Origin of the sequence: Cohnella panacarvi Gsoil 349, from assembly GCF_000515335.1 — a bacterium.
Lineage (GTDB): Bacteria > Bacillota > Bacilli > Paenibacillales > Paenibacillaceae > Cohnella > Cohnella panacarvi.
This window is the reverse complement of record NZ_KI911563.1, coordinates 2,741,023-2,767,664: the sequence shown is the minus strand read 5'-3', so window position 1 is coordinate 2,767,664 and position 26,642 is coordinate 2,741,023. Positions and strand designations below refer to the sequence as shown.

Annotated in this window: 23 protein-coding genes, 2 tRNA genes and 1 riboswitch; of the genes, 12 read left to right on the top strand and 13 right to left on the bottom strand. The window is 54.2% G+C overall.

The genetic code is table 11. The features are described from left to right. Window positions 1–131: 131 nt before the first annotated feature. Window positions 132–1,223, top strand: coding sequence for a hypothetical protein (locus tag COHPA_RS0113250; protein ID WP_027086642.1), 1,092 nt, complete (start codon window positions 132–134; stop codon window positions 1,221–1,223). Between the two features lie 133 nt (window positions 1,224–1,356). Here the strand turns inward: COHPA_RS0113250 and COHPA_RS0113245 are convergent. After that, a tRNA-Pro gene (locus tag COHPA_RS0113245) sits at window positions 1,357–1,433 on the bottom strand. A gap of 289 nt (window positions 1,434–1,722) precedes the next feature. Here COHPA_RS0113245 and COHPA_RS0113240 point away from each other — a divergent pair. Further along, a complete protein-coding gene (locus COHPA_RS0113240) occupies window positions 1,723–3,075 on the top strand; it encodes an Nramp family divalent metal transporter (RefSeq protein WP_027086641.1) in 1,353 nt (450 codons plus the stop codon). 435 nt (window positions 3,076–3,510) lie between these two features. Here the strand turns inward: COHPA_RS0113240 and COHPA_RS0113235 are convergent, their stop codons facing one another. Next, window positions 3,511–4,230, bottom strand: coding sequence for a YebC/PmpR family DNA-binding transcriptional regulator (locus COHPA_RS0113235; RefSeq protein ID WP_035120839.1), 720 nt, complete (start codon window positions 4,228–4,230; stop codon window positions 3,511–3,513). A gap of 189 nt (window positions 4,231–4,419) precedes the next feature. Here COHPA_RS0113235 and COHPA_RS24475 point away from each other — a divergent pair, with 189 nt between their 5' ends. Both COHPA_RS24475 and COHPA_RS0113225 read left to right on the top strand, forming a co-directional pair. After that, window positions 4,420–5,841 (top strand): chitobiase/beta-hexosaminidase C-terminal domain-containing protein, encoded by a 1,422-nt coding sequence (locus tag COHPA_RS24475; RefSeq protein WP_027086639.1) that lies wholly within the window; start codon window positions 4,420–4,422, stop codon window positions 5,839–5,841. A 272-nt stretch (window positions 5,842–6,113) separates the two neighbouring features. Next, the gene (locus tag COHPA_RS0113225) at window positions 6,114–6,971 is read left to right on the top strand and encodes a hypothetical protein (RefSeq protein WP_027086638.1); all 858 of its coding nucleotides are present in this window, start codon (window positions 6,114–6,116) and stop codon (window positions 6,969–6,971) included. 44 nt (window positions 6,972–7,015) lie between these two features. On the opposite strand, the gene COHPA_RS0113220 is transcribed toward COHPA_RS0113225, so the two are convergent. Together COHPA_RS0113220 and COHPA_RS0113215 are read right to left on the bottom strand one after the other, a co-directional pair. Beyond that, the gene (locus COHPA_RS0113220) at window positions 7,016–8,446 is read right to left on the bottom strand and encodes a flotillin family protein (RefSeq protein ID WP_027086637.1); all 1,431 of its coding nucleotides are present in this window, start codon (window positions 8,444–8,446) and stop codon (window positions 7,016–7,018) included. 36 nt (window positions 8,447–8,482) lie between these two features. Then, a complete protein-coding gene (locus tag COHPA_RS0113215) occupies window positions 8,483–8,983 on the bottom strand; it encodes an NfeD family membrane protein (protein ID WP_027086636.1) in 501 nt (166 codons plus the stop codon). Between the two features lie 267 nt (window positions 8,984–9,250). Between COHPA_RS0113215 and COHPA_RS0113210 the strand changes: the two genes are divergently transcribed. After that, a complete protein-coding gene (locus COHPA_RS0113210; RefSeq protein ID WP_027086635.1) occupies window positions 9,251–9,790 on the top strand; it encodes an RNA polymerase sigma factor in 540 nt (179 codons plus the stop codon). Beyond that, window positions 9,787–10,566, top strand: coding sequence for a hypothetical protein (locus tag COHPA_RS0113205; protein ID WP_027086634.1), 780 nt, complete (start codon window positions 9,787–9,789; stop codon window positions 10,564–10,566). The genes COHPA_RS0113210 and COHPA_RS0113205 overlap by 4 nt, the downstream gene beginning before the upstream one ends. A gap of 153 nt (window positions 10,567–10,719) precedes the next feature. On the opposite strand, the gene COHPA_RS0113200 is transcribed toward COHPA_RS0113205, so the two are convergent. After that, window positions 10,720–10,797, bottom strand: a tRNA-Arg gene (locus COHPA_RS0113200). 79 nt (window positions 10,798–10,876) lie between these two features. Continuing rightward, window positions 10,877–11,650, bottom strand: a complete 774-nt coding sequence (locus COHPA_RS0113195) for a class I SAM-dependent methyltransferase (protein WP_027086633.1) — start codon at window positions 11,648–11,650, stop codon at window positions 10,877–10,879. Between the two features lie 116 nt (window positions 11,651–11,766). On the opposite strand from COHPA_RS0113195, the gene COHPA_RS0113190 reads away from it, so the two are divergent. Continuing rightward, window positions 11,767–12,774 carry a LacI family DNA-binding transcriptional regulator gene (locus COHPA_RS0113190; protein ID WP_027086632.1) on the top strand — a complete coding sequence of 336 codons (1,008 nt, stop codon included), beginning with the start codon at window positions 11,767–11,769 and terminating at the stop codon, window positions 12,772–12,774. Between the two features lie 48 nt (window positions 12,775–12,822). Here COHPA_RS0113190 and COHPA_RS0113185 read toward each other — a convergent pair whose 3' ends face one another. The 4 genes from COHPA_RS0113185 to COHPA_RS0113170 form a co-directional block, all read right to left on the bottom strand. Further along, entirely contained in the window at window positions 12,823–15,384 is a 2,562-nt protein-coding gene (locus COHPA_RS0113185) for an ABC transporter permease (RefSeq protein WP_027086631.1), read from the bottom strand. Beyond that, a complete protein-coding gene (locus tag COHPA_RS0113180; protein ID WP_027086630.1) occupies window positions 15,381–16,085 on the bottom strand; it encodes an ABC transporter ATP-binding protein in 705 nt (234 codons plus the stop codon). The genes COHPA_RS0113185 and COHPA_RS0113180 overlap by 4 nt, the downstream gene beginning before the upstream one ends. Before the next feature lie 120 nt (window positions 16,086–16,205). Beyond that, a complete protein-coding gene (locus COHPA_RS0113175; protein ID WP_027086629.1) occupies window positions 16,206–17,513 on the bottom strand; it encodes a sensor histidine kinase in 1,308 nt (435 codons plus the stop codon). After that, a complete protein-coding gene (locus tag COHPA_RS0113170) occupies window positions 17,501–18,193 on the bottom strand; it encodes a response regulator transcription factor (protein WP_027086628.1) in 693 nt (230 codons plus the stop codon). Before COHPA_RS0113170 ends, COHPA_RS0113175 begins: the two co-directional genes overlap by 13 nt. Before the next feature lie 239 nt (window positions 18,194–18,432). Here COHPA_RS0113170 and COHPA_RS25155 point away from each other — a divergent pair, with 239 nt between their 5' ends. Next, window positions 18,433–18,678, top strand: coding sequence for an aspartyl-phosphate phosphatase Spo0E family protein (locus COHPA_RS25155; protein WP_084760658.1), 246 nt, complete (start codon window positions 18,433–18,435; stop codon window positions 18,676–18,678). On the opposite strand, the gene tadA is transcribed toward COHPA_RS25155, so the two are convergent. Further along, entirely contained in the window at window positions 18,634–19,089 is a 456-nt protein-coding gene (gene tadA, locus COHPA_RS0113165) for a tRNA adenosine(34) deaminase TadA (RefSeq protein ID WP_027086627.1), read from the bottom strand. The two genes, COHPA_RS25155 and tadA, sit on opposite strands and share 45 nt — an antisense overlap. Window positions 19,090–19,913: 824 nt before the next feature. On the opposite strand from tadA, the gene COHPA_RS0113160 reads away from it, so the two are divergent. From COHPA_RS0113160 to cuyB, 4 genes are all read left to right on the top strand, one after another. Next, entirely contained in the window at window positions 19,914–20,678 is a 765-nt protein-coding gene (locus COHPA_RS0113160; protein WP_027086626.1) for a hypothetical protein, read from the top strand. Between the two features lie 191 nt (window positions 20,679–20,869). Further along, window positions 20,870–22,054, top strand: coding sequence for a carboxylate--amine ligase (locus COHPA_RS0113155; RefSeq protein ID WP_027086625.1), 1,185 nt, complete (start codon window positions 20,870–20,872; stop codon window positions 22,052–22,054). A gap of 26 nt (window positions 22,055–22,080) precedes the next feature. Next, window positions 22,081–23,562 carry a Mur ligase family protein gene (locus tag COHPA_RS0113150; protein WP_027086624.1) on the top strand — a complete coding sequence of 494 codons (1,482 nt, stop codon included), beginning with the start codon at window positions 22,081–22,083 and terminating at the stop codon, window positions 23,560–23,562. Between the two features lie 48 nt (window positions 23,563–23,610). Continuing rightward, window positions 23,611–24,327: a cysteate racemase gene (gene cuyB / locus COHPA_RS0113145; protein ID WP_027086623.1), complete on the top strand. Its 717-nt coding sequence runs from the start codon at window positions 23,611–23,613 to the stop codon at window positions 24,325–24,327. Window positions 24,328–24,399: 72 nt separating this feature from the next. Here the strand turns inward: cuyB and COHPA_RS0113140 are convergent, their stop codons facing one another. Both COHPA_RS0113140 and motA read right to left on the bottom strand, forming a co-directional pair. After that, window positions 24,400–25,221 (bottom strand): flagellar motor protein MotB, encoded by an 822-nt coding sequence (locus tag COHPA_RS0113140; protein WP_027086622.1) that lies wholly within the window; start codon window positions 25,219–25,221, stop codon window positions 24,400–24,402. After that, entirely contained in the window at window positions 25,202–26,008 is an 807-nt protein-coding gene (motA, locus tag COHPA_RS0113135; RefSeq protein ID WP_027086621.1) for a flagellar motor stator protein MotA, read from the bottom strand. Before motA ends, COHPA_RS0113140 begins: the two co-directional genes overlap by 20 nt. Before the next feature lie 196 nt (window positions 26,009–26,204). Next, a riboswitch (cobalamin riboswitch) is annotated at window positions 26,205–26,393 on the top strand. Window positions 26,394–26,642 lie beyond the last annotated feature (249 nt).

Here is a 26,642-nt window from a genome sequence, read left to right as displayed (position 1 = left end):
TTGAGTGGGAATTGAAGGTTTTACTGAGTTTTTAACTTAGAAGGGCTTTTCGCATGTGCGAAATTGATATAGAATTAACTCTGTTCGCATGAATCATCTAGGTTATAACATGGTTGAGAGGGGAAAACATTTTGCTTACAAAAAAATTAGGCTATAGCGTTGTCGCGCTACTGCTGGCCGTCGCTCTCGTGTTGAGCGGATGCACCAAAGACAAGTCGCCTAAAGACGCGCTGCAAGCTTCGTTGTCCACGAATAGCGAGCTAAGCTCCTACTCCTTCAAAGGCAGCATGAAGTTCGAGGAGTTTAACTTGAACCTTGCCGAGATGACCGAAGAGGACACGACTACCATGAATATGTTCAAGAACGCCGAGGTTTCTTGGTCGGGTGCATACCAGAAAGATCCGATGCTCTCCGAGGTGGAACTTAAGCTGGAACTGAAGGGCGATCTCGCGATCAACTTCCAGATTCCGATCATCGCAACCGATAAGAAGCTTTGGGTGAAGGTTCCGAATATCGCCATGCTGCCGATTCCGGAAGAGATGGTCGGCAAATATTTGGAGCTTGACCTCGAGCAGCTTGCCGAGCAAACCGGTCAAGAAATTCCGACATTGGATCCGAAGCAGTCCCAGAAGTTCGTCGAAGATTTGATGAACATCGTATTCAAGCATCTGAATGCTGACGAGTACTTGTCTTCCGTTAAAGCGAAAGACGCGGGAATCCCTAGCGACGTGGACGCGAAGCAAGTCGTTCAAATCCATGTTAAGAAGGCCCAAATCGAGCCTTTCTTGACGACGGTCGTCGAGAAAATCGCTCCGGAAGTGCTTGATCTTATCGCGAACAACAAAGATTATCTTGATATGACCGGCATGACCAAAGAAGACATCGACGCGGCTAAGGAAGGACTCAAATCCGCCGATTCGACTACGATCAAAGAAGGCGTAGCGGAGATGAACAAAGTCGTGAAGAACTTGGACATCGTCGCGAACGTAGGCATCGACAAGAAAGACTATCCGGTATACACGGACGCGTCTGTTAAAGCGGCATTCGATTCGGAAGGCAATACGGGCAGCTTCGCGATCAAAGTGGTATCCCAGCTTGGCGATGTCAACGAGAAAGTGGAGTTCAAATACGGTCAGCCTAAAGCCGAAGAAATCGTGTCGTTCGAGGAAGCGTTCGGCGAGCTGGGCGGTCTGCTCGGCGGCGCAAGCATCGACGATCTGTAAGATTCAAGCCGTTCATACGGACATGATCCTACTAGCGGACCCTCGCCAATCGGCGAGGGTTTTTCATTGTTCCGACTTTGCGAATAAACATAAAAAAACCACGGCATGAATGCCGTGGCGATGCGTGTATGAATGGTCGGGACGACACGATTCGAACATGCGACCCCCTGGTCCCAAACCAGGTGCTCTACCAAGCTGAGCTACGTCCCGATGTCGCGTAATGAGCAGCGAACGAATATGATTATAGCACAGCGCCGGGAAAATGCAAAGTCAGTTATTGGATTCAGGGGAGAGAAATGCGGGTGCGGTATTACAAGAGGAAAAAGGGATAAATTGTAAGTTATTTTTCCTTAGGCAAAGTTTCTGTTGTCAAGGCAAATTAACTGATGTAGGATAATACCGTATACGAATATAGCGAACGGCTATCGCGTATATATTTTTTTGCGACTAATGTTGCCCTAGGTCAAAACTATTGTCATAAGGAAAGAAGGGTAAGACGATGGAGCCCGTCATTCAAGAGCAAGCCCCCCCTTCTCAGACCGGTTGGAACAAAGCGCGCATAGCCCCGAGTTTGCCGGAAGTCCATAAATCGATTGCGGTACCGACGAAAGGCAGCTTTATCAGGCGGTTGTTAGCGTTCGTCGGACCAGGGTATCTGGTAGCCGTCGGGTATATGGACCCGGGTAACTGGGCGACCGATCTGGCAGGGGGATCGCAATTCGGCTATACGTTGTTATCCGTCATTCTGATCTCGAACCTAATGGCGATTCTGTTGCAGTCTCTGACGGCGCGACTTGGTATCGCGACGGGCCGGGACCTGGCGCAGGCTTGTCGGGACCATTACGGCAAACGAACGAATATCGGACTTTGGGTGTTGTGCGAGCTCGCAATCGCCGCATGCGACCTGGCCGAGATTATCGGGGCGGCAATCGCGTTACAACTGCTGTTCGGCATGCCGATGCTGTACGGGGTGCTGTTGACGTCGCTCGATGTCATTCTCGTGCTGATGCTGCAGAATAAGGGCTTCCGGTATATCGAAGCGCTCGTCATCTCTCTGCTGGTCACGATCTTCGGTTGTTTCGCCATCGAGATGTTCCTGTCCAAGCCCGACGTCGGCGGTATCGCCCAAGGGTTCATTCCAAGCGCGGAGATCGTCAGTAATCCGGAGATGCTCTACATCGCTTTAGGCATACTAGGCGCGACCGTAATGCCTCACAACTTATATCTGCATTCTTCGATCGTACAGACGCGGAAATACGAGGAGACCGCGCTGGGCAAACGCCAAGCGATTCGCTTCGCGACGATAGATTCGACCGTGGCTCTGATGCTGGCTCTCTTCGTTAATGCGGCGATCTTGATTTTGTCGGCGGCTGCTTTCCATTCCACCGGTCATACGGACGTCGCGGAGATTCAGGATGCTTACTTGCTCCTGGACCCGCTCGTCGGCTCGAGCATCGCCAGCGTACTGTTCGCGGTTGCGTTGCTCGCCTCGGGGCAGAACGCGACGCTCACGGGGACTCTGGCCGGGCAGATCGTCATGGAGGGTTTCCTGAATATTCGGTTGAAGCCTTGGCTCAGAAGATTGATTACCCGGATGATCGCGATCATTCCGGCGGTTATCGTCCTCTCTATCTCCGGCGAGAAGGGCACGGGGGAGTTGCTGATCTTGAGCCAGGTCATTCTGTCGCTGCAGCTTTCGTTCGCGGTGATCCCTCTTGTTAAGTTTACGTCCGATAAGTTGAAAATGGGCGAGTTCGTCGCGCCGAAGTGGCTGTCCTCGCTCTCATGGGCGGTTGCGGTCATCATTGCCGGGCTTAACGTATATCTGCTATACGGCACGTTCTTCCGATAAACGAGCGAGCCGTTAATTGCAACAGAGAAAACGATGCGAAAGACTGTGATAGATGTCCAAAAAGTGCGAATACGTAGCGTAATTGCGCTTTTTTGATAGATTATCGAATATTCTGAAAATTTACTCAATAGGGAATTCGGAGTATGCTTAAGCCAGAAACACAAGCAACACGAAGGACGCAGCGAACGTTACTCGGAGAGGGGATAGTCCAATGGGCTAAGTGAGGCGAAGCGTGAACCGCTTAAGCGCTTGGCGAACACGCGGGTATCCGACAACAAGGCATTAAGGCTATCAACCATCATAGGAGGACGGTCAGAATAAGCGCGGAATACGAAGGAACGGAGTTGCTAGACAATTGAATATGTTCGATGAGAATCAATAAGAGTTCCGGTTATCGTGGATAAGCGGAACTCTTATTTTGCGTTGCGTAGGATGCTATTCTTCGAATTCTACGTTGTGGTACACCTGCTGCACGTCTTCCAAATCCTCAAGCACGTCGATTAATTTATCGAATGGGGCTTGTCCTTCCTCCGGGAGCGTTACGAACGTCTGCGGCAGCATAGTGATCTCCGCCGTCGTAAATTCGGTAACGCCCGCGCTCTTGAACGCCTCCTGAACGACGTGGAACTGATCCGGCGCCGCGTAGACGATGACCGCGTCGTCTTCCTCGAATACGTCGCGTACGTCCGCGTCCGCTTCGATCAGCAGCTCCATCACCTCGTCCGCGGTTTTACCCGTCAGGCCGAAGACGGCCGTCGCATCGAACATGTAAGTGACGGAACCTGCCACGCCCATGTTTCCGCCGTTCTTGTTGAACGCGGCGCGTACGTCGGAAGCGGTACGGTTCACGTTGTTCGTCAGCGCGTCTACGATGATCATCGAACCGTTCGGACCGAAGCCTTCATAACGAAGTTCGGAGTAAGTCTCTTCGCCGCTGCCTTTCGCTTTCTCGAGCGCGCGATCGATGATCGCTTTCGGCACGTTGTACGTCTTCGCGCGTTCGAGAACGACCTTCAGCGCGCGGTTCGATTCCGGGTCCGGCTCGCCCTTCTTGGCGGCTACATAGATCTCGACGCCGAATTTGGCGTAAATGCGGCTCGTATTGGCATCTTTCGATGCTTTCTTTTCCTTAATATTGTTCCACTTGCGTCCCATGATCCGCCTACTTTCCGATATCCTGATTTTCATGCCGAATAAACCTTCTTTGTATACTTTAACTCAAAATCGAGCTAAATCAAAGCGCCTCGAAGTCAAATAACCAATTTCAGGCGGAACCTGGCAGGTATGATGACGGAAGGTGTCGAACGTAATAAACGCTCAACAATCGGCAGGAGGTACGAAGTGATGAAGAAACGCATTATATGTATGTTAATGGCTATGCTTCTGTGTCTTCCGTTCGCCGTTGCGAACGCGGAAACGAAGACTTCTGCGGACTTCTCCGACTTGAAGGACTTGGACGCCGCTACGAAAGCCAAGTTCGACGCCCTGATCTCTGCAGGAGTATTCGACGGGGTCGGCGAGGGGAAGTTCGGAGTTAAAGATGAGATGAACCGCGCGCAGTTCGCTAAAGTCGCCGCGTTGATATTCAATCTACAGGTAGATCCGGCCGTGAAGGCGTCCAGCTTTAAAGACGTCAAAGCCGACGATCCGGCTAACGGCTACGCGTTGCCTTATATCGAAGCGGTTAAGAAAGCCGGAATTGCGGAAGGCGTCGGTCAAGGCAGCTTCGATCCGGCCGGCAAAGTGACCAAGGAGCAGCTCGCCACGTTCTTGGTTCGAGGACTGGGCATGAACGAGGATGCCAAAAAGACGCCGGGAGTTAACGATATTACGGTGTCCGATTGGGCGAAGGGCTATGTCGCGCTTGCGCTGGACAAGAAGATCATGTCCAACGGATCGGACGGCAGGTTCGGCGGTACGTCTAACGCGACGCGCGATTTGCTCGTTACCGGCGCGTACGAAGCGAAGGTGCAGTACGTAGCGCAAGAAGAGCAGAAGACGAAGGAAGAAGAGAGGAAGAAAAAGGAAGAAGAAGAGCAAAAGAAGAAGGAAGAGGAAGACAAGAAACAGGAGGAATCGACACCGCCTCCGTCTTCTTCGCCGTCGTATGAAACCGTCGCGATGCCTTCGGCAAGCGTTGCAGGCGGCGAAGTAGCCTTCGGAACGTCCGTAGCGTTAAGCACGGCTACGTCCGGCGCGGTCATTCACTATACCGATGACGGCAGCATGCCGACGGCGAGCAGCCCGATTTATAGCGAACCGATCCCCATTTTCAATAGCGTTACGATTAAAGCCATAGCCATAAAGTCCGGTGCGAACAATAGTGCGGTAATGACCAAGACCTATACGGTTCCGGGTTCAATCGAGCCGAAGGTAGTAGGCGCCCAAGGTCCTTCGTATTCGGCCGGAAGCAGAACGGTGGATATTGAAGTAACGGCGAGCGTGACCGGGTCCGTATACTCCGTTGTGGTGGAAGGTTCGGCGCCTCCTCCGGGCACGGAACTGATCTTGGACGGGTACGATGCGTATGCCTTGGATGCTCAAGTCCTCGAAGTATCGGCGGGAATGCCGAGGCATGTGTATATCGAGGGTCTGCCAGCGGACGACACGACCTACACCGTGTATTTGATTGTAACGGATGGGACGGCAGTATCCGATCCATTTATATTTATAATAACTACCCCGCCTGCATCCATGATAGGTTCACTGAATCATTACATCTCCATCCGTGCACCGTGGGCTTATAAGACATTAGAAAAAAGTTAATTCAAGCGGGATTTAGCTTTCGAAGAAATCTCAAACAATAATCGCCCCCAATATGGCCTTCTTGGCCATGTGGAGGGCGATCTGCTTTATGTTCTGTACCGATGCCGTCAAGTTCGGTAAAAAGTCTTATGTCGACGGCACTATAGACAAAATATGACATTGTTTATACAATTTAATTTGCAGGATCCACTTATGTATTTTTTTGTAAGGAATTGCGAGAGTCGTGCATCATGCGCCACAATATTTTATCTATGCGAAGGAGAGCACTTGTTATGTTGAAAAGATTCTTATTCACCCTCTCACTCATCGTTTCGTTGATCGTCGCATCCGTACCGGCATATGCGAGCCCTCAAGCCCTCATTACTTATAAAGAAAATATTCGAGTGACGGCATCTTTCGAGTTCAGCAATATGTACAACAATAACCTTGTAACTCCCGTCGTAAAAGTGGAGACATATAAGCCTGTAACAAAGATTGTTGTGAGTCCCGAAATCAATGAAATTGTTGACAACAATTACGAGAATGACAAATTTTTAGAGTATTCCCATAACACGAGTAAGCCGCTTTCAGCGGGTTCAGTATGGAAGTGGTCGTCCAAAAAATCATATAGCTCGGATAAAACCTATTCTTTATGGGCGATTGTCACAGTATATTATACGGATGGTAGCAGGTTCCAAAAACAAGTTGACACGACATGGTACCCTCGCCATAGCCCGCCAGCAAGAGCCAAGGCTTCCACTGTAGCCATTCATTATAACCCGAATAATATGGCTAACATTCAAGCAGAAGCTAATTTTAAGTTGGATTGGGATTTTCCAGAGTGGACAAGGAACGAATTGTTATCCTGTGAAGTAACGTTCACATTCATTTACTTCGAGGGAGGAGCCGTTATCTATGCAGAGCCTCCGCAGACGATCGCGGCAAAGAATTTGAAACATGATCTCATTTCCTGGAAATCGAAGCCGCATCCCGCCAACAAAAAGTACAAATTAATCGTCGATGTACATCAACTGACGAGAGGATTAGATGATCATACTCCTTTTGAAGACTATCAAAAAAGCTTCCAGACGGAATGGAATCCGGTTATAAGTCGCTCAGTCGGTTCAATACCACTACGTAATATCCCATAAAGTCGCAAAGAACCGCTCGATTGAGCGGTTCTTTTTTGTATGATTTATTCATTAGCGGAGGTAATATCCTTCTTCATGCCGGTGCTGCCCTCGGCCAGCCTGCGAAGCAGTTGGTTCACGTCGACGCCGGTCAAGGCGTTGACGGTCTCGGGCATCTTGGCGAGCAAATCCGTCACATAGCCGGTAACTTTGCCTGCGCCGCCGTTCGGCCCGCTGCCGCCGCCGTCGACGATGACGATCTTCTCCGTCTTTGATAACGGCTCGGCGATCGCTTTCGCGATTTCCGGGAACTTCTCCACGATGAGCTCGATAACGGCCGCCTCTCCGTATTTGCGCAAGGCATCGGCGATCTTATCTTTCGCTTCCGCTTCCGCCAAGCCTTTAAGCCGAATGACGTCCGCTTCCGCGGTACCTTCCGCGCGCTCCTTGTCGGCGTTGGCGTTACCCGACAGCCTTACCGCTTCCGCCTCCGCTCTCGCTTTCGCTTCGATCTGGTAGCGATCGGCTTCCGCCTTCTGCTCCTGCGCGAATCTCTCGGCTTCGGCTTGCTTCTTCACCGTCGCGACCAGCTCGCGCTCGCGGCGTTCGATTTCCTTCGCCTCAAGCTCGATCTGCTTCTCGCGTTCGATGACTTGGATCTGCATCTCTTCGGCCTTAACCGATTGCATCGTTTTCGCTTCTTGCAACTTATACGCTTGGTCGGCTTCGGCTTTCTTCTTATCCTGTTCTTGCTTGAAGACCGCCTTCTTCACTTCCATCTCCTTATGAGCTTCCGAGATGTTCGTCTCCGCCGTGAACTCCGCCTTCTTGCCCTCTTCGAGCGCTTTCGACTTCGCGATCTGCTCGTCGCGCTGCGCATTGGCCTTGGCGATCTCGGCGTCGCGCTTGACGGATGCGATCTGCGGCTGGCCGAGCGCGTCCAAGTAGCCGTTCTTGTCCCTAACGTCGCGAATCGTGAAGGATACGATCTGCAAGCCCATTTTATTCAGATCGCTTGCCGCTACTTCCTGTACGTTACGGGCGAACTCCTCCCGGTTCCGGTAGACGTCTTCGACGGTCATCGTGCCGAGAATCGCCCGCAGGTGGCCTTCCATCGTCTGCGTCGCGATGCTCTTCAGCTCTTCATCCGGCTTGCCAAGGAACTGCTCGGCAGCCGTCGCGATCGATTCCATATCGCCTCTGATCTTGATTTGCGCTACTCCGTCGACCATGACGGGTACGCCATGCATCGTATACACTTCGGGAGTATGTATGTCCAGCGTCTGGACTTGCAGCGAGAGGAACGACGAGCTCTGCACGACGGGCCAAATAAAAGTGCCGCCCGCTTTGACGATTTTCATACCGTTGCTCGTAAGCGCCCCGGTGACGATCATGGCCTCGTCGGCTTTAACGGTGCGGTATCTCGAGGCGAATACGACAATTAACAAAATAACAGCGATGATGATACCAACCGGAATATACAGCGTTGTGTCCATTAAATATTCATACTCCTTTGCTTATAAGTGACCTCGTTATAGTTTTTCTACAACGAAGGTTCCCGCAAGTTCATCGAGAATTCTGACTCTCGCGCCGCTCTGTATCTTGGCATCCTCTGCAGATTTCGCCGGCGCGTTATGCCGCATGCCTCCTTGCTCATACACGATTTCCCCTAGACGATCCGCTTCGATCGACGTAATGACCTTAGCCTCTAAGCCGATCATTCCTTTGACCGATAAGGCATCGCCTTTCTGGGCGGCATATAGCGGAAGCACGACGAGAAACAATACCGCGGCCGAGACGCCGAGCGCGCCTATCAAGGCAACTCCGGCGATCGGAAGCGCAGACCATTCGGTATTGTGCAGCAGCAGGTAGCCTAATCCCCCGAAGACCGTTACGAAAGTCGCGATAATGGTAGGGGATAGGAACGGAAGTTCCCCGGTGTGGGCGTCGAGCCCGAACACGTCTCCGAGAATGGCCGTTAATATCGCATAGCCGACGCCTGCCGCGAACAAGACCATCATGAGCGTCTCCATGTTGCACCCCCTTGTGAACCATTCATGCCTTGCTAAATAGTAATACGCAGTAAGCTTTGGGAAGTTTCTCCTAAAGATAATGACTGTACGCTGAACCTATAGACATGGATTAGGTCAGTTAGGTGTCGAGAATGCACGCGCAAACAATAGAACCGTCTTGCGAGGCTATCGGTTGACGGTTTCGTAATCGCGAATCTTTTTTCAAGATATGAACTTACACAGGGAACTATTTGATTGCAGGATTGTCTATTTGATTGGAGGTGATGGATGCGAGTGGCGAACGACTATCTTAAATATGTAGTCCAAGTGAGTCCTTCTAATATGGAGGAGATTGTAGTCGAATACTGGAGCGATATTTGGAATTATGCGTTCTTTCTAACGAAGAAATACGATGCAGCAGACGATATTACTCAGGATACTTTTATCTATGCGTTTCGATCTCTCCAGGGATTTCGCGGACAGTCTTCGATTAAGACATGGTTGCTTAAGATATGTCGCAACCGGGTATTGAATTACCGCAAATCTGCTTTTTTCCGCAAAATCATTCCCGTATCCTCAATAAGACCTGTACCGCAATCAGCTTCAGCAGAAGCCGTTTATTTTAGTAAATTGAAAATGGACGAGGTAGTAGCGCATCTTTTTTCTCTTTCTTATAAGTATCGAGAAGTATTGTTATTGGAAATTCGACATGGATTGTCTATTGCAGAAATATCAATACTGCTTGGAGTTCCGGAAGGGACTGTAAAGTCAAGATTGCATAGAGCCAGACAAGCAATGAGAAAGAAGTTCGGGGAGGAGAATAAATGACGGATACGCGAGACAACTGGGAAAAGAGATTGTTTGAAGCCTTCAACAATACAGGAGTAGGACCCTCGCAAAAACAAATCGAGTATATCAAAAATAAATCGATTATTTCGAGCAGAAGCACGGCAAGAACAATGATCCTTGCAGGATCTGCTCTGGTCGTCATTATGGCATTTGTTGTTTTCGGTAGTTCGTGGTTTAGGCAACAAACTCATTTTACAAGTTCAAATTCAATTTCCGAGCAGCAACTGATGGAGATTCTAAGCCGGCAGGACCCTAACGAGGTTGGAGATATCCTATATCAAGAAAATTGGGGCAACGACGGCGTTCTCGTTTTTTCAAGATATATGCATCGGGACCGAGAAGAAATGGATTGGAGAGCGGACTACGTTAGAACAACGAATGAAAGTCTTAATTGGGTAGGTGGAGGTATATTAAACATCGAGTTGCCAACCCGAATAGAGATGGAGAACGATTTATATCCAACCTTCACATATAGGTATATTAAGCATATAGAGGGGACGCCCTTCCCGCTATTGTACGGCGATTACTTGAATCCAGCCCTATCGAAAATTCGAGTTATACAAGGCAACGGCGATGAGATTCCGGCTCGAATGATTCGGAATGCATCCGGCGGACACTCCTTGTGGTTTGCCTTCTTAAGTGAAGCTCCGGATTCATCAACGGTTATTGAGGGTTTGAACGAGAAGGGAGAAGTTATCGATTCTCAGGAGTACCGTGAACAAATAGACACAAGAGCAGTGAGCGACGGCAAATAAATGATTTGCTTTATAGAATTTTATTGCTAGACCCACAATAGACACATATATCCCTTGGTGCGTGTTCAATGAAGATATTTAGTCTCAGATCGGCTCCATACATGGCCAGAACAAAAAGAACCGCGACGTTACGCGGTTCTTGCATTTTAAGTATGGCGCGCCACGCCGGGATTCGAACCCGGGACGCACAGTTTAGGAAACTGTCGCTCTATCCTGCTGAGCTACGGGCGCGCGGTGCGAGTATCATTTTATCAGAAATAGCTCCGGGAATAAAGCGCGGGATCGAATGACTTTTCGCGCACCCGATCCATTATACCCGTCTTGCCGTGACGATAGGTTGGTAATAACCGCTGGCCTCGGGCATGTGCCAGGCGATGTCAGAGAATCCGGCCTCCCGCAGAAATTCGGTAAGTTCCTTGCGGAGCAGGGCCCTGTAAGGGGTACGGTAATTCCGCGTCTGCCAGCCCGAGCCGTCCGCGCGCAGGATGAATTGATTGGTGTAATAAGTCTTGCGATCCTCGGACCATTCCCAGACTTGGAATACAAGCCGCGTGCCGTTGTCGAGCATGCGGGGGAGCGTGCCGGATTGGGCTTCGAGAACGAGGGCGTCGTAATCCCGAATCGTCGCGACGAGTAGGCCGCCGTCGGCCGTCTTGGCGTAAAGACCGCGTGCCGCAGCCGCTAGATCTTCGTCTCCGAGCAGATGGGGGATGGCGTTGTCCGCCGTGAGAACGACATCGAATCGGCCCTCGACCTGACGGTCCAGATAACGGAAATCCGCGACCCCGAACCGGATCGTTGCGCCGATGGACTCCGCTTCCTTGCGAGCCCGTTCGATCGACTGCGGGCTTAAATCCGTCGCGGTCACCTCGTATCCGCGCAAGGCTAGCCCGATCGCCTGCGTACCGATGCCGCATGAACAGTCCAGCAGGGATATTCCCTTGGCGTCCGCAAACCCCGCCGTTCCGCGAATGAAGGTATCAAGCGCCTCTCCTTGCCATTCGATAGCGTGTCGCCAATCGGTAAACAGGTTATGATACGAATCTGCCAGTTGATCGTAGAACGAGAGAACTTCATCCGACATGTCGATTCCTCCTCTTCATATCACAGAGATTGTACAATATAAGCGGTCGCGTAGCCAGTAAAGCCGTCGATGTGGTAACATGAATGCGTATGTTCGCCAGGAAATGGGGTTTGCTAATGACAACGAACATTCGCGACGTCGCGAAAGCTGCCGGGGTATCGGTAGCGACCGTATCGAAGGTGCTGAACGGATATACGACGGTTAACCAGCAGACGAAGGAAAAGGTGCTGCGCATCGTCAAGGAGACGCGGTTCACGCCGAACTCCGCCGCGCGGGCATTGGTAGGCCGAAGGTCGATGACGATCGGCATGTTCCTGACGACCGGACTGGCGCATCCCTTCTTTGCTCACATTCTGTCGGGGATGGAACAGACGCTGAAGACGATGGGCTACGACTTGATCTACCTGACCCAGATCCAATGGGCCAAGGAGTACAGCTTCGTCCGTCATTGCCAGAGCCGCAACGTCGAAGGCGTCGTCGTGTTCGGCTTCCAAGAGGACGACATGGATTTCAGCGAGCTGATCGCATCCGGAATTCCTACCCTATTCATAGATTTGGACGTCATAGGCGAACGCACCGGCTTCATCAGCTCCGATAACGAGACGAGCCTTCTGGAAGCGGTGAGGTATCTTGCCAACTTGAACCATCGCCGAATCGCCTTCCTATCGGCGATAGAATCCTCTTACGTCACCCGACAACGTCTGCTCGGCTACAGGAACGGGTTGGCGGAAGCGGGCATCGCGCTAGACCCCGGCTACGTCGTCGCCAGCGACTTTACGAAGGAAGGCGGCTACGTTGCCATGAAGCGGCTGCTCGAGCTTCCTTCGCGCCCGTCGGCCGTCATCTGCAGCTCGGACGTCGGAGCCATCGGGGCAATGGAAGCGATTCGCGAGGCGGGGCTGTCGGTGCCGGAAGACATCTCGGTCATCGGCTTCGACGATATCGAGCTTGCCGTCCATATGCAGCCTCCGTTAACGACGGTGCGGCAAGATACGAACACGATCGGCCGCCAGGCGATCGAGCTTCTCGACGCGATGATAACCGACGAGTCGAAACCGCCGCCGGAAGCGATCGTGCCGACCGAGTTGATTATTCGGGACTCGTGCGGGCCGGCCAAATCCTAAATAGATAACCCCCGAACCCAATTGCGAACTTGGTTTCGGGGGTTTGTTCTATTCTTCGCGAAGCCGGTCGATCAGGCTGGCTTTATTCATCCGCCGGAGCGGGCTTTGCACGGACAGCAGGCCGACGGCGATCGCGCAAGCGGTCGCGATCAGCGCGCCGCTCCACGGGAAGACGAACGGAATGCCTTGCACGTCGTTGATCTGTTTGTAGAGAAGATAGCTGATCGCCGCGCCTAGCCCGATGCCCCAGAACCCGCCGATGACCCCGAACCAGACGCCTTCCGCGGAAGCCATTCTTCTGACTTGCCCCAGCGTCATGCCGACGGATTGCAGCAGCCCGATCTCTTTGCGGCGCAGCAGCAGGTTCGTCTGCACCGTGTTGATAATATTCAGGCTGCCGATGGTTCCGATGATGATCAGGAAGCCGTAGACGAAGATTTGCATCTGAAGCGCGAATTGCCGTTCGCGTTGTCTCTCGGAGGCGATGTCGACCAGTTGCGCTCCGCCCGGAAAGCTCCGGGAGATGAAGCTCTCCAGCTCGCTCTTGATCGCTTCCGCGTCCGCTCCGTCTTTGATCGAAATTTGGGCGGAGGTCAATAAGAAATTCGGGTTCCCTTCATCCGGGAAGGCCGCTTGATAAAGCTTGGTAATCGTCGAACGCGTGCCGATCGCGACAAGAACGGATTCCGCGTATGGGGAATCGAACGGAGATTGCGAGAGAATACCCCCGATCTTAACCTCGCGCATGATCGGCGCAGCATCCTCGCCGGGATTCGTCCGCAAGCTCAGCGTATCTCCGACCTTGTAACGGGTGATTTCCAGTTGCTCGCGCTTGTTCGATTGCAGGACGAACGGCTTTACCGTCTGAATGACGAGCACGGCGTCTTCGGCGGCCAACCGATCGGGATCGGCCGTACCGGCTACCAAATATGGTTTCGCTTCTTGGAAGCGGGCCTCGTCATAGATCCGGAACTCCGTGGATATGCCGTAACGCTCGCCGTTCTCATCGGGCTGCGTGGGCGGCGCGAAATCTATTTTATCCAAGTAACGCTCGTTCGCAAACTCCTGAGGCACCCAGGTTTCGGTGCCGAAAGAGCCGTACATCCCGTATACCTCGTCCACGCCTTGGATAGACCTGAGTTGTTCCATTTGTTCCGCGCTTAAGCGGTCTAGATCCTCGGGAATAGAGGAGGTGCGATTCTCCTCGAAGCCGCCGGAATACGGATACACCTCGAAGGCGATCTTCGTGTTCTCCGTCGTGTCGACCGATAGGTTAAGCGATTGCTGCGTAAAATAGTGAAAAACGATGAACAGAGTAATGCTGATGGCGATCGAGAACGTCGTGATTCTGAACTTCGCGCGGTTGCGCCGAATGTTCGAAGAAGCCATCTTGCCTTCCACTCCGATGAGCTGGAGCAAGGAAGGAATCCGCATGCGGCGATAAGATTCGCGTACGATGCTGCCGGCGCCCTTGGCGGCTTCGACCGGCGATACGGTGGAAGCTTTGCGCGCGGGGAGCCAGGCGGCTACGAATACCGCGAACAACCCGACGCCGACGCTCAGGCCCATGATCCACCAATGGAACGTGAGCTTGAAGCTTTCCATCTGCAGCACTTGGAAGCCGTTCTTGATCATCAGCCACAGCGCCAGCCACAGACCTCCCCACCCGACGGCCAACCCGAGGGGTATGGCAATCAGCGATAGCATGGTCGCTTCGCGCAGGACGAGATTGCGAATCTGTCTCGGCGTCGCTCCGAGCGTGCGCAGCAAGCCGAATTGGCGAATGCGCTCGAGCACGGCGATGTGGAAGGCGTTATAGATAACGGCGATCGTCGAAAGCACGACAAGTCCGATCAACGTTCCGAAAATGATAAGCAGCGCTTTGTTCAGACTGTTGTCGGCGGATTGGCCCATCAGGGCAAGAAGCTCGCGGTTCGTCTCGAATTTATCGTCGAGACGCTCGAAATGGACCAATTCGTCTTTGATTTCTACCCCAGGCTTTAAGGTGACGAAGAGCTGCAGGTTTGTCGCCGATTTCGTCGATTCGGCGTTCTCGTCAAGAAGCGAGAACACCTTGGACGCTTGTTCGATCTGGCTTTTTCGTTGATTTTTCAAGATGCCGACGATCGTGTATTCGCGCGGTTTGCCTTCTATGTCGTTCAGCGTAAGCTTGCCGCCCAACGCAGGTTGGCCTTGCAACCCCTCGAGCAGCCATTGCTCGACGACAAGCTCCCTGTCCGATTGGGGGTAGCGCCCTTGTTCCAGGTGAATCGGCAACAAGTCGAAACCGTCCGCATTGACGCCATGGATATAAGCGGAGGCGTTCTCCGACAGCTTCGTCTCGGGACCCTGGAGCATGCCGCCTAATTGGTCGACGAGTACGTTGTTCCGAAGCTGCTCCGCAAGCATCATATCCGCCGTAAGATACCCGAAATGAAAGGAACCGTCCTCGTACTTCGCGTTGCTGATCATGTTGTCTTTAATCGCTTGGCCCATCGTCCCGATCGCGCCGATCAGCGCGACGGACAGGATGATGCCGATAATCGTCAGCAGCGTTCTGCGCTTCTGCTGCTTCAAGTATCTGCCGGAAAGCGCGACGTAGCTTCTCATACGCTCCTCCTGCCGGCCCCGGCTTGAACATGCGAATCGCTGACGAGCTTGCCGTCTTGCAGCTTCAGAACGCGGTCGGCTTCCGCCGCGATGTTCATGTCGTGCGTAATGATGATAACGGTCTGATGGAACTGGCGCACGGCGATCTTAAGCAGCTCGAGCACCTCGCGGCCGTTCGCGCTGTCCAGATTGCCGGTCGGTTCGTCCGCCAGCACGATTGCCGGACGGTAGGCCAGCGCCCGGCCGATCGCGACGCGCTGCTGCTGTCCGCCGGACAGCTCGGACGGCAGATGCTTGCGGCGTTCTTCGAGACCGAGCGTGCGAATGAGGTCCGTAACGTAAGCTCTATCCGGCTCGCGGTGGTCGAGCAGCAGAGGCAGCCGAATGTTCTCTTCGACGTTCAGCACCGGAATGAGATTGTAGGATTGGAATATAAACCCGATTTTGCGACGGCGGAATATCGCGCGTTGTTTCTCTTTCAGCCCGTACAGATCTTCCCCGTCGATATGGACGTGCCCGCCCGTCGGGCGGTCCAGGCCGCCGAGCAGATGCAGCAGCGTGCTCTTGCCCGAGCCGCTCGCGCCGACGACGGCGACGAATTCGCCTTGCTTAATGGAGAAGGAGACGCCGGACAGCGCATCCACCTTCGTGGTTCCTTTGCCGTAGGACTTGCTTAGTCCATCAACCGTTATCACGTTCATAAAGGAATGGATTCCTCCCGAAATTGGATTCAAGGAGCCTAAGCGGATATCGTCCGCCGAGTTCTCCTAATACTGAACCCAGTATATCGGCGCAACCTTACAAGCAACCGCCGTGCAAGATTACAGTTTTGTAAGGTTGGTCGGGTCGTTCGTAAGCCAGGGCTGAAGCGGGAGCGTGAGGTAGAATACGGCGCCGCCTCCGGGACTGTTGCCCGCGGACAGCACGCCGCCGTGTTTCTCGACGATCGATTTGGCCAGCGGCAGCCCTAATCCGACGCCGCTTCCTCCGGAGGAGGTCCGATAAAATTTTTTGAAAATATGGGGGAGATGCTGTTCCGGTATGCCCGGTCCGCGATCGGCGATCTTCAGCCGAACGAAGATCGGCGTCCGTTCCCAGCTCACGGTAATCCGGCTGCCGGAAGGGCTGATCTCGACGGCGTTCTTCAGCACGTTGGAGATCGCTTCGGCCAGCCAGTGGGAGTCGTGGGGAATGAGCAACTCCGGGTCATGCCCGACCAGATCGATTGCCACCCTGCGTTCCTCGGCCAGTCGTTCCACGGCATGCAAGCTTGCGCTAAGCGTGTCCGAGAACCGCGCGGGCACGGCTTGAAGCTCCAGCGCGTCGGCTTCGATGCGAGCCAGCTTCAGGAGCGTCAAGATCAGCCACTCCATGCGATCGAGCTCGCGCCGGCACGTCGCCAGGAATTCCGCGGCGTTAGCCGGATCGGTCTTCCCGCTTGCGAGCAGCTCGATGTAGATCATCAAGGAGGCCAGAGGCGTTTTTAATTGATGCGAGATGTCCGCGACCGTATCTTTCAAGAACGTTTTGTCGCGATTCAACTGTTCGATCGTCTCCCGAAGCCGCAAGGACAGCTCTTGCACGCCGTTCGCCAGCAAGCCGAGCTCCCCTTCGCCATAGTATCGTTCGGCCATCGGAAGATTGTGCTTAACCGTGTCGTCCAGCGCATGAGCCAAGCTTCTGAGCGTCTTGAGCTGGTTTCTGGATTCCCGGAACAGCCACAAGGAGAGCAGCGCCAGGAGCAGCAAAGCAGCGGGAATCAGAAGGATCAAGCTCCAGGATTGGAAGTCGTCGAGGACGGGAAGCCACCTCGCCGACAGCTGCGGCGTTACGCTGTACTGCTCCAGCCAGCGCTTGCCGTCTTCGATCCCTTGCGCCGACGGCGGCTCGGCGAGCAGCGTCGCCCATTGCTGCGCGAGCTCGGGATGATCTCGAGACAAGGCGCCGGCGATGGCATATTCCTGCTCCAGCCAGCGTTGCTTGAGCCGTTCCGTCGCCAAGCCGGCGTACAGCGCCAAGGCGGAGCAAGCGATGATCGTTAGCGCGAGTATCGCCCAAGCCAATCTCCGGACCGACGTATTACGCCACATCGACGGGAAGTTAAGCTTAGGATGCTTTATCCGTTCCATCGGTATCCCGCCCCCCGAACCGTAACGATCCGCCGCGGCTGCTGGGGATTATCCTCGAGCTTCTCCCGAAGCCTGCGCACGTTGACGGCGACCGTATTATCGTCGAGCACCTCCGCTCCGTCCGGCCATACGTGCTGAATGATTTGATCCCTTGAGAGAACGGCTCGAGGGTGCGCCATGAACAAGGAGAGTAATCGGAATTCCGTCATGCTGAGCGGAACGTCTTGTCCGTCCTTCTCAAGGCGCATCTCGCCGAGATGGAGGGTCAGTCCCTCCGATACCAACGTGCCTCTATCGTCCTCGCGCTTAGCGGCCGGGGATCTGCGTCTGAGCACGGCGTGCACCCGAGACAGAAACTCCCGCAGCCGGAACGGCTTCGTGATGTAGTCGTCCCCTCCGATATCGAGACCGTGGACGATGTCGAACTCTTGATCGCTCGCCGTCAGGAAAATAAGCGGAGTGTCGCTCGTCCGGCGGATTTCCGCGCAGAAGTCGAACCCGTTGCCGTCGGGCAAATGAACGTCGAGCAGCACGAGGTCGAACGCCTCGCCGCGAAGCTGCAGCCTGGCTTCTTCCAAGCTATAGGCGCTGCGTACGTCAAAGCCTTCTTGCTGCAGCGTAAACTGGATTCCGCGATGCAGAGATATGTCATCTTCTACCAATAAAATACGCGCCGTCATGGCTTCAATCTCCCTAGATATAGATAGAGGTTAATGGACTTACCGGATATATAGTATTGCAATTGGTACTATTTTCCCAATATTTGTCGGAAAATAAGTTGAATAAATAGGAAATCCTCGACAGGTTTCTACAAAATTCTGAAAAACTTTGTCTTATAATGAATAGAGATTAATGATTCTAGCAATGTATGACGAAAGCTTACGAATTTTACAAGAAAAGGAGCGGTCGGGAGCCCCATATGGAGACATCACAACTGATCCATCGCCTCCAGTTGCTGCAACGTCGATTGTGTGAAATGGCCAACGACCTAGGCAATTTGACCGATCCCGAGATTGTAGCCGTCAGCGAGGAAGCGGACCGACTCATCGTCCAACTTCAACGGATTCGCAAGGAAGAAGCGGAATGCAAGCGCGCGGCGAGCCTGTCTGCCGTTACGATGCTATCGGCTTCTGAGGCGTCTGAAGAAGTCGGTCAGCAGCGATGAGCACTCTTCGCGAAGCACGCCCGATTCCCAGGGCGACACATGATTGAACCGGGTATCCTGCAGCAGATCCATCAGCGTCCCAGCGCAGCCGGCTTTCGGATCGGAAGCTCCGTAGACGACGCGTTCGACTCTCGATTGCAGAATGGCGCCCGCGCACATCGGACAAGGCTCCAAGGTAACATATAGCGTACACCCGAGCAGCCGCCACGCTTGTAAAGCTTCGCTGGCTTGCTTAATCGCGATCATCTCCGCGTGGGCCGTCGGATCGCGCTCCGTCTCGCGCAAGTTGTGCCCTGCGCCGACGATGACGCCGTCCTTGACGATCACAGCGCCGATCGGCACTTCTCCTATCGCTTCGGCAAGACGCGCCTGCTGGATCGCTTCATGCATCCAACGTTCGTCTTCTGTCATCGAGAACACTCCCTTCAACATTACCCACAACCGAACATGCATTCGTTGTTAACATGCTGTGCACAAATCTGTGGATAACCTGGCGGTTGTCCACAGATTTGTGCACATTTTATTATCCGGGGCGTGAATAACTCCATTTCATTGTAACAGGTTGGAAATTAAGGTCAAACCTATCCGGCATGCGGAATAGAGTAATAGAGGACAAACTTTAAGGGTGAGTGAGTTGGGCCATTGGACACCCGGTGGAGAGTCGAAATAGCGTTGCCACATAACGTTACTGCGGCAGACACCCGATGGAGAATCGAAATAGCGTTGCCACGCAACGTTACTGGGGCGGACACCCGGTGAGAGTCGAAATAGCGTTGCCACGCAACGTTACTGAGGCGCGCACCCGGTGGAGAGTCGAAATAGCGTTGCCACATAACGTTACTGCGGCGGACACCCGGTGGAGAGTCGAAATAGCGTTGCCACGCAACGTTACTGAGGCGCGCACCCGGTGGAGAGTCGAAATAGCGTTGCCACGCAACGTTACTGGGGCGGACACCCGGTGGAGAGTCGAAATAGCGTTGCCACGCAACGTTACTGGGGCGGACACCCGGTGGAGAGTCGAAATAGCGTTGCCACATAACGTTACTGCGGCAGACACCCGATGGAGAGTCGAAATAGCGTTGCAACGCAATGTTACTCGGGCGCACATCCGGTGGAGAGTCGAAATAGCGTTGCCACGCAACGTTACTGAGGCGCGCACCCGGTGGAGAGTCGAAATAGCGTTGCCACGCAACGTTACCCGACGAAGATTCAATATAAAACGAGGAGGACGGATTATGGCGTTAGTCAGCCAGGCGTTTCGCCGGCATCCCGATCTCGAGCCGACGGGCAAGCTTACGCTACTCGGCCAGGCGAGGTGCTCCGCGGAACGCATGAATGCTTATTTGAGAAGGAGAAATGCGAAAGCGCCGACGCTGGCCGAATTGTACCTTCGCGTAGGCGGACGGTACGGACTTCGAGGCGACGTCGTCTTCTGTCAGATGGTATACGAGACGAGAGCATGGACGAGAGCGCAATCGGGTCCGTCGTGGTCACCGTTCATGCTCGAACATTGGGCGGACGAACAAGCCGTAGAACGTCTGATGCGAATCTTGTATGCGTTCGCCGGAGGAGAGCCGATGCCCGGTGACGGATCGCAGGCGGACTCCCAAGACGAGGAGCTGCTTCGGCGAGCGGGCTGGCGAGGCACGGTGACATGCTGGGAAGACTTAAACGGCAAATGGTCGGAACGAGGCGACCGGTACGGTCAGGACATCGTGGCGATCTGGCGCAATATGAAGGAATGGCACGGGGAAGGAGAGGTATTCAGGGTGGCGGAAGAGGAGCTCGAACGGGAACGGGGCGAAGAGATTCGGCTGCGAATCGGCGGCAGAGTCGCGAGGGGGCAAGCATCCGACTGGTCGTCGATCCATGGCGAAGAGATGATATGGCTTAAGGAACGGGGGCTTCTCCCGGTCCCGTCGCCGCATCCCGAACGTACAGTCACTTGGGGAGAGCTCGCGGCGTTGCTTCGCCGAATGGAGAAGCAGGGAACGGAATAAGCGCAACCGCATCGCCCGCTCTCGTTCGCCTGATTCGCGCCTCGCAGATCGGGTACCAGGAGCCTTCTCCATGCCTTCGGAAGCTTGTATTATACGGGTTCATCAAGTAAAATTGGGATGAACTTTTGTAGGATATTGTAGAACTTCCGCGGGTCGCTAGCGAACCGAATCAATCAATCGGGATGTGCTTAATGGTGAGCAACAAGGCCGTCATTCTAGGGTGCAATTATTATATCGGGTTAAGCACCATTCGTTGTCTAGGCAAGCAAGGCGTACATACCGTCGGAGTCGATTATACAGACAAGAATACGTACGCTTTCCAATCCAAATACTGTTCCGAGAAGCTGATCGCTCCTTATTATAAGGAAGACGAGGAAGGCTTCATTCGTTTTCTTAAGGAATACGCCGGCAAGCAAAGCGCCAAGCCCGTCCTTATTCCCTGCCACGATAACTATGTCGAAGTGATCGATGCTCATCTGGACGAGCTGAAGGAATATTACTTGATTCCGCAGACCGAGCAAGGTCTCTACACGAAGCTGATGAACAAAGAGACGCTTCAGAAGATCGCAAGCGACCTCGGCGTTCCGACGCCGGAGACGGTTCGCGTCACCGACGAAGATTACTTAGAGCAAGTCGATCGGATCATTCATTATCCTTGTATCGTCAAACCTACCGATTCCCCGGCGTTCGTCGCCAAATTCCGTAAGAAGCTGTTCAAGGTCGCGAATCGGCAGGAGCTCTTGGATGCCGTCGGACAAGCCCACGCGGCCGGGCTGGAAGTTATCGTGCAGCGTATTATCCCGGGCTTCGACGACCACATGTACACGTTCGACGCGTACATGAACCAAGACGGCAAAGTCGCGCATTGGATGACCGCCCGGAAGTACCGCCAATATCCGATCAACTTCGGCGCTTCCGTCTATACGGGGCAGAAATACGTACCCGAGCTCTACGAGATCGGGGCACCCTTTTTCGAGAAGGTCGGGTTCAAAGGGTTCGCCGAGATCGAATTCAAGAAGGACGCGGAGACCGGCAGATTCTATCTGATCGAGATCAACGTCCGGATTACGAACTTCAACAACTTGATCTACAAAGCGGGACTTAATATTCCGTACATCACTTACCGCGAGCTGACCGGCAATCCGCTGCCTCCGTCCGCCATCGAGAAGGACACGGGCATCGTGTTCTGGTACGCGTACGAAGACTTGCTGGCGATCAGAGGGTATCTGAAGACGAAGCAGCTAACGTTCGGGCAGGTGTTCCGCTCGCTCTTCAAGCGCAAAGCGCACGCGATCTGGAGCTGGAGCGATCCGAAGCCGTACTTCACCTTCCTTCGCCTCCTGGCGGGCAAGTATATGCGGAGATCGGCGAGATAGAGGTTCTAGGAAGGGGTTAAGCGAAGATGTCATCTCTCAAGGAGCTTCTCGCATCGATTGCAACGATAGATTCGCGCGGCGAAATCGATATACAGGTGTCGGGAATCGCCTATCATTCCAAGAAAGCAACCGAGGGTAAAGTGTTCGTCTGCGTCACCGGCTACAAGGTAGACGGGCATCAATATTTGGCGAGCGCGGCAGCGAACGGCGCGGTGGCGGCGATCGTCGAGCGATACGAAGACGACGTCGCCATTCCGCAAATCCGCGTGGCGAACAGCCGCATCGCGCTGGCGCAGCTAGGCGCTGCCTTCTACGGACGTCCCGCGGACAAGCTGAAGATGATCGGCATTACCGCGACGAACGGCAAGACGACAACCTCATACATGGCGAACGCCATGCTCGAGAATCATGGATTAAAGACGGGTTTGATCGGCACCGTCGTCATCAAGATCGACGACACGTCGATTCCCGCCGAGCTGACGACGCCGGAATCGCTCGATCTGCAGGCGTATCTAGGCCAGATGGTCGACCGCGGCGTCTCCCACGTGTGCATGGAAGTGTCGTCCGCCGCGCTTGAGACGCATCGGGTCGAGCAGGTCGACTACGACATCGTAACGTTGAATAACGTGAGCCGCGAGCATATCGACTCGCACGGCTCGTTCGAGGCGTATTTCGAGGCGAAATCCAGCTTGATTCGAAGTGCGGGCTCGCATGCCGCGGCGATTCTTAACCTCGATGATACGTACTCCGCATCGTTGGTCGAGGAGACGAAGGCGCAAGTGATCACCTTCGGCGTGAAGAGCAGAGAAGGGCATATCCATTGCAAGGATCTCGATCTGTCCACGGGCCGGGCGAGATTCAAGTTCGAAATCGTGAAGCCGTTCAGCGTGAACGGAGTCGAATTCGCGCCGAGCGAATTCGAGGTATCTCTGGGCGTGCCGGGGCTGCACTCGGTCTATAATTCGATGGTGGCGACGATCATTGCGCTGCTGTGCGGCGTATCTATCGAGACGATTCAGAAGACGCTGCTGGAGTTCAAGGGCGTCGAGCGCCGGTTCGAGTTCGTGCACGAAGGCGAATTCTCGATCATGGACGATCACTTCGCCAATCCGGGCAACATCAACGTGACGCTCGAGACGTTGCGGTTCATGACTTACGAGCGTCTGCACCTCGTGTACGCGATTCGCGGCGACCGCGGAGTGACGGTCAACCGCGAGAACGCCGAAGCGATCGTGGAGTGGTTGAAACGGCTGGAGCTTAACGAGGTTACGGCGACGAAGAGCGTGTCGCACGTGACGTCCAAGGATAAAGTGTCGGACGAGGAAGAGCGGGTGTTCCTGGAAGTGATGGGGGCCGCCAACGTCAAAGTCAACCTGTACGACGAGCTGCCGGACGCGATCGCTCATGCGCTTAACCGCGCCGGCCGAGGAGATTTAGTGTTGCTGGCGGGCTGCCAAGGGATGGATCCCGGCGCTGCGATCGCCCGCGAGCTATTGCTCCGCAAATAAGGCGCCGCAAGCTTGCGCGTACCGGCGCCCAGAAAAGTAGGTTAAGCGATGGAACAGATACGGTTAGGCATCATAGGCGGCATGGGGCCGAAAGCGACCGCCGTCTTCATGGATAAGCTCGTCGACCACACGGCGGCCGTACGGGATCAAGACCATATCGATATGGTCGTGTTGAACCATGCGTCGCTGCCGGATCGGACGGAAGTGATTCTATCGGGAGAGAAGGTTCGCTTCCTTAGCGCAGTAGAGAAGGATATTCGGCTGCTCGAGCACGTAGGCGTCGCGAACATCGCGATTCCTTGCAACACTTCGCACTACTTCTATCAAGACATGCAGGCGATGACGAGCATCCCGATCATCCATATGGTGGATGAGACGCTGCGGGAGATCGCGCGCCGGTACGAGACGGGCAGCAAGGTCGGCGTGCTCGCGACGAACGGCACGCTTCGCAGCGGTATCTACCGCGACACGTGCGCCAAGTACAGCATGCGGTACCACGATATCGACGACGCGATGCAAGCCGAAGTCATGCGGATCATCTACGAGGACGTGAAGCGGGACAACAACGTGAGCCCGGACAAGCTCGAGGCGATCATCTTCGACTTGATCGAGCGCGGCGAGTGCCAGTGCGTCGTTCTCGCGTGCACGGAGCTAAGCTGCATCGCGATCAGCGAAGCGGCGAAGGCGCATAGCATCGATGCGATGGCGATGCTGGTGAAGCGTTCGATCGAACTGTCGGGCAAGAAGACGGTGAACTTGGATTAATTCATAACGGCAATAGAAGAGCCTTCAATCCGCTTTATGATTCGTTAGCGGGTTGAAGGCTTTTGCGTTCTCTTATTGCGCGGCGGCGACTGCCGTATCTGGAACGGAAATTTGATTCGCGCCGGTGTCGTCCGGTTCGACGTACTTCCGCAGAATCGAGATTTCGACGCGGCGGTTCTTGGCGCGGCCAGTCACCGAATCGTTCGAATCGACCGGGCGGTATTCGCTGTACCCTGTCGCGCTGAATAGCTTCGGTTCGAACTTCGGATTCTCGAGCAGAATCTTCATGAAGTTCGTCGCGCGTTTGGTACTGAGCTCCCAGTTGGACGGGAATTCGGCCGTATTGATCGGCTGGTTGTCGGTATGCCCGGATACTTGGATCTCGAAGTCGGGATAGCCGACGAGCATCTGGGCGATCGCCGCGGCTAGCTTCTGCGCCTCGGGCTTCACGGTCGCGCTGGCCGATGCGAACAGCGCGTTGTCGCGGATCGTAATCAGCAATTGCGACTGGTTCAGCTGCGTATCCAGCTGAGACGATAGTCCGTTCGCTTGAATGTATTCTTTGAGTTGCTGCTGCAGGTGCTCAAGGTTCGCTTGTTCCTCCTGCTGAAGCGTGGCGCGCGTCTTGGTGTTATCCCTGCGCGAGCTGATATCTTCCGAACGGCGGACGCGGTCGGAATCGTCGGTAATCGACGAGTTCTCGAATACGCTGACGCCGCTGCTGAAGGCGGATTTGAACGCTTTGCTAAGCTCCTCGAGCTTGGACGTGTTCACCGCGCTCACCGAGTAAAGCACGATGAACAAGGCGAGCAACAGCGTCATTAAGTCGGAATAGGGAAGCAACCAGGATTCGTCCGCATGCTCTTCGTGGTGCTCATGCCGTTTTCTGCTCACCTTGTCCGTCCTCCTTCTCATTGAAAGCTAGGCGCTCTGTCGGAGTCAGGAATACCATAAGCTTCTGTTGGATGGCGATCGTGGATACGCCGGATTGGATGGACAGCAAGCCTTCGACCATCATGAGCTTCAGGTCGATCTCGCGCTTCGACAGACGCTTCAGCTTGTTCGAGATCGGATGCCACAGCACGTATCCGCTGAAAATACCGAGCAAAGTCGCGACGAACGCGGCGGCTACGGCATGGGCGAGCTTACTCATGTCGTCAAGGTTCTGCAGCGCGGCGATCAGGCCGATAACGGCGCCGAGTACCCCGAGCGTCGGCGCGTACATCCCCGCTTGGGAGAAGATTTGGGCGCCGGAACGGTGACGGTCTTCGGTCGCGGAGATGTCCTCGAGGAGAACGTCGCGGACGAAGTCTTGGTCGTTGCCGTCGATGATCATGCGCATGCCCGTCTTCAGGAAGTCGTCTTGAATTTCCTCGACGCGCGCTTCGAGCGCCAGCAAGCCTTCGCGGCGGGTGATCGTCGCCCATTCCATGAACATATAGATGAGCTGTTCGCGCGGCAGTAGCTTAGGTTCGACGAACGTGATCTTAAGTAGCTTCGGAATTTTCTTCAGATCGGACATAGGGAACGCCACGAGAATGGAAGCGGCAGTTCCGACGAAAATGATGACGTACGCTGCCGGATTGTTAACGAGGCTGATAATCGGCGCTCCTTTAAGAAACATACCGAAGATCAGAGCCGCAATACCGATCGTTAACCCCAAGATTGTTGAGTTTTTCATGGTACACCCCATATATGTAAGGATAAAAGAAAGACAAGTAGAGAACGCGCGGTTGAAGCGACACGTTATTAGGTTTATCGACAGATTGCGGGCAAAGCTTTAGAGGGAAACTAGATTTTCTGCGCGATTCAGCATTTATTACCGAGCGCGGGCTTATGGACAGTGCCAAGCCCGCATGATAAGATGGCAACACAAGTGAATTCGGCGGAAAACAGGTGCTCGCAAGAGCTTAATAGAGAAGTTCGGTGCAAAACCGACGCGGTCCCGCCACTGACCATGGGGAGCGAACCGGATTAGCCACTGCGCGCGTCTAGCGACGCGAGCGGGAAGGCCCGGCAAGCGATGATCCAGGAGCCAGGAAACCTGCCTGTTTTCGACAAACACCCGATAACCTACGAGGAATAGGGGAGGTGTGGCGGCATTCGCCGCGATCACTAGGCTGGCAGAATCATGCGGCTCAGGCGATAGCGGCGAAGCACGAGGCAAGAAGAGTCCTTAGCGGGCTGTTCGATTGCCGTCCGCGTATGATGCGCGGTACGATGCGTATGCCTTCACGCAAGCATCCCTCTGACTTACGGGGGATGCTTTTTGTGTTGTTACGGATATGGGAAGCCGAGGGTTGCTTAGATGCGGT

What these genes read in the sequence shown, in the direction of transcription:
- motA (WP_027086621.1), bottom strand. Translation starts at nt 26,008, where the DNA reads ATGAAAAACTCAACAATCTTGGGGTTAACGATCGGTATTGCGGCTCTG.
- COHPA_RS0113185 (WP_027086631.1), bottom strand. Translation starts at nt 15,384, where the DNA reads ATGAGAAGCTACGTCGCGCTTTCCGGCAGATACTTGAAGCAGCAGAAG.
- COHPA_RS24475 (WP_027086639.1), top strand. Translation starts at nt 4,420, where the DNA reads ATGAAGAAACGCATTATATGTATGTTAATGGCTATGCTTCTGTGTCTT.
- COHPA_RS0113170 (WP_027086628.1), bottom strand. Translation starts at nt 18,193, where the DNA reads ATGACGGCGCGTATTTTATTGGTAGAAGATGACATATCTCTGCATCGC.
- COHPA_RS0113150 (WP_027086624.1), top strand. Translation starts at nt 22,081, where the DNA reads ATGTCATCTCTCAAGGAGCTTCTCGCATCGATTGCAACGATAGATTCG.
- COHPA_RS0113235 (WP_035120839.1), bottom strand. Translation starts at nt 4,230, where the DNA reads ATGGGACGCAAGTGGAACAATATTAAGGAAAAGAAAGCATCGAAAGAT.
- COHPA_RS0113180 (WP_027086630.1), bottom strand. Translation starts at nt 16,085, where the DNA reads ATGAACGTGATAACGGTTGATGGACTAAGCAAGTCCTACGGCAAAGGA.
- COHPA_RS0113240 (WP_027086641.1), top strand. Translation starts at nt 1,723, where the DNA reads ATGGAGCCCGTCATTCAAGAGCAAGCCCCCCCTTCTCAGACCGGTTGG.
- COHPA_RS25155 (WP_084760658.1), top strand. Translation starts at nt 18,433, where the DNA reads ATGGAGACATCACAACTGATCCATCGCCTCCAGTTGCTGCAACGTCGA.
- COHPA_RS0113160 (WP_027086626.1), top strand. Translation starts at nt 19,914, where the DNA reads ATGGCGTTAGTCAGCCAGGCGTTTCGCCGGCATCCCGATCTCGAGCCG.
- COHPA_RS0113225 (WP_027086638.1), top strand. Translation starts at nt 6,114, where the DNA reads ATGTTGAAAAGATTCTTATTCACCCTCTCACTCATCGTTTCGTTGATC.
- COHPA_RS0113220 (WP_027086637.1), bottom strand. Translation starts at nt 8,446, where the DNA reads ATGGACACAACGCTGTATATTCCGGTTGGTATCATCATCGCTGTTATT.
- COHPA_RS0113215 (WP_027086636.1), bottom strand. Translation starts at nt 8,983, where the DNA reads ATGGAGACGCTCATGATGGTCTTGTTCGCGGCAGGCGTCGGCTATGCG.
- COHPA_RS0113195 (WP_027086633.1), bottom strand. Translation starts at nt 11,650, where the DNA reads ATGTCGGATGAAGTTCTCTCGTTCTACGATCAACTGGCAGATTCGTAT.
- cuyB (WP_027086623.1), top strand. Translation starts at nt 23,611, where the DNA reads ATGGAACAGATACGGTTAGGCATCATAGGCGGCATGGGGCCGAAAGCG.
- COHPA_RS0113210 (WP_027086635.1), top strand. Translation starts at nt 9,251, where the DNA reads ATGCGAGTGGCGAACGACTATCTTAAATATGTAGTCCAAGTGAGTCCT.
- COHPA_RS0113155 (WP_027086625.1), top strand. Translation starts at nt 20,870, where the DNA reads ATGGTGAGCAACAAGGCCGTCATTCTAGGGTGCAATTATTATATCGGG.
- tadA (WP_027086627.1), bottom strand. Translation starts at nt 19,089, where the DNA reads ATGACAGAAGACGAACGTTGGATGCATGAAGCGATCCAGCAGGCGCGT.
- COHPA_RS0113175 (WP_027086629.1), bottom strand. Translation starts at nt 17,513, where the DNA reads ATGGAACGGATAAAGCATCCTAAGCTTAACTTCCCGTCGATGTGGCGT.
- COHPA_RS0113205 (WP_027086634.1), top strand. Translation starts at nt 9,787, where the DNA reads ATGACGGATACGCGAGACAACTGGGAAAAGAGATTGTTTGAAGCCTTC.
- COHPA_RS0113190 (WP_027086632.1), top strand. Translation starts at nt 11,767, where the DNA reads ATGACAACGAACATTCGCGACGTCGCGAAAGCTGCCGGGGTATCGGTA.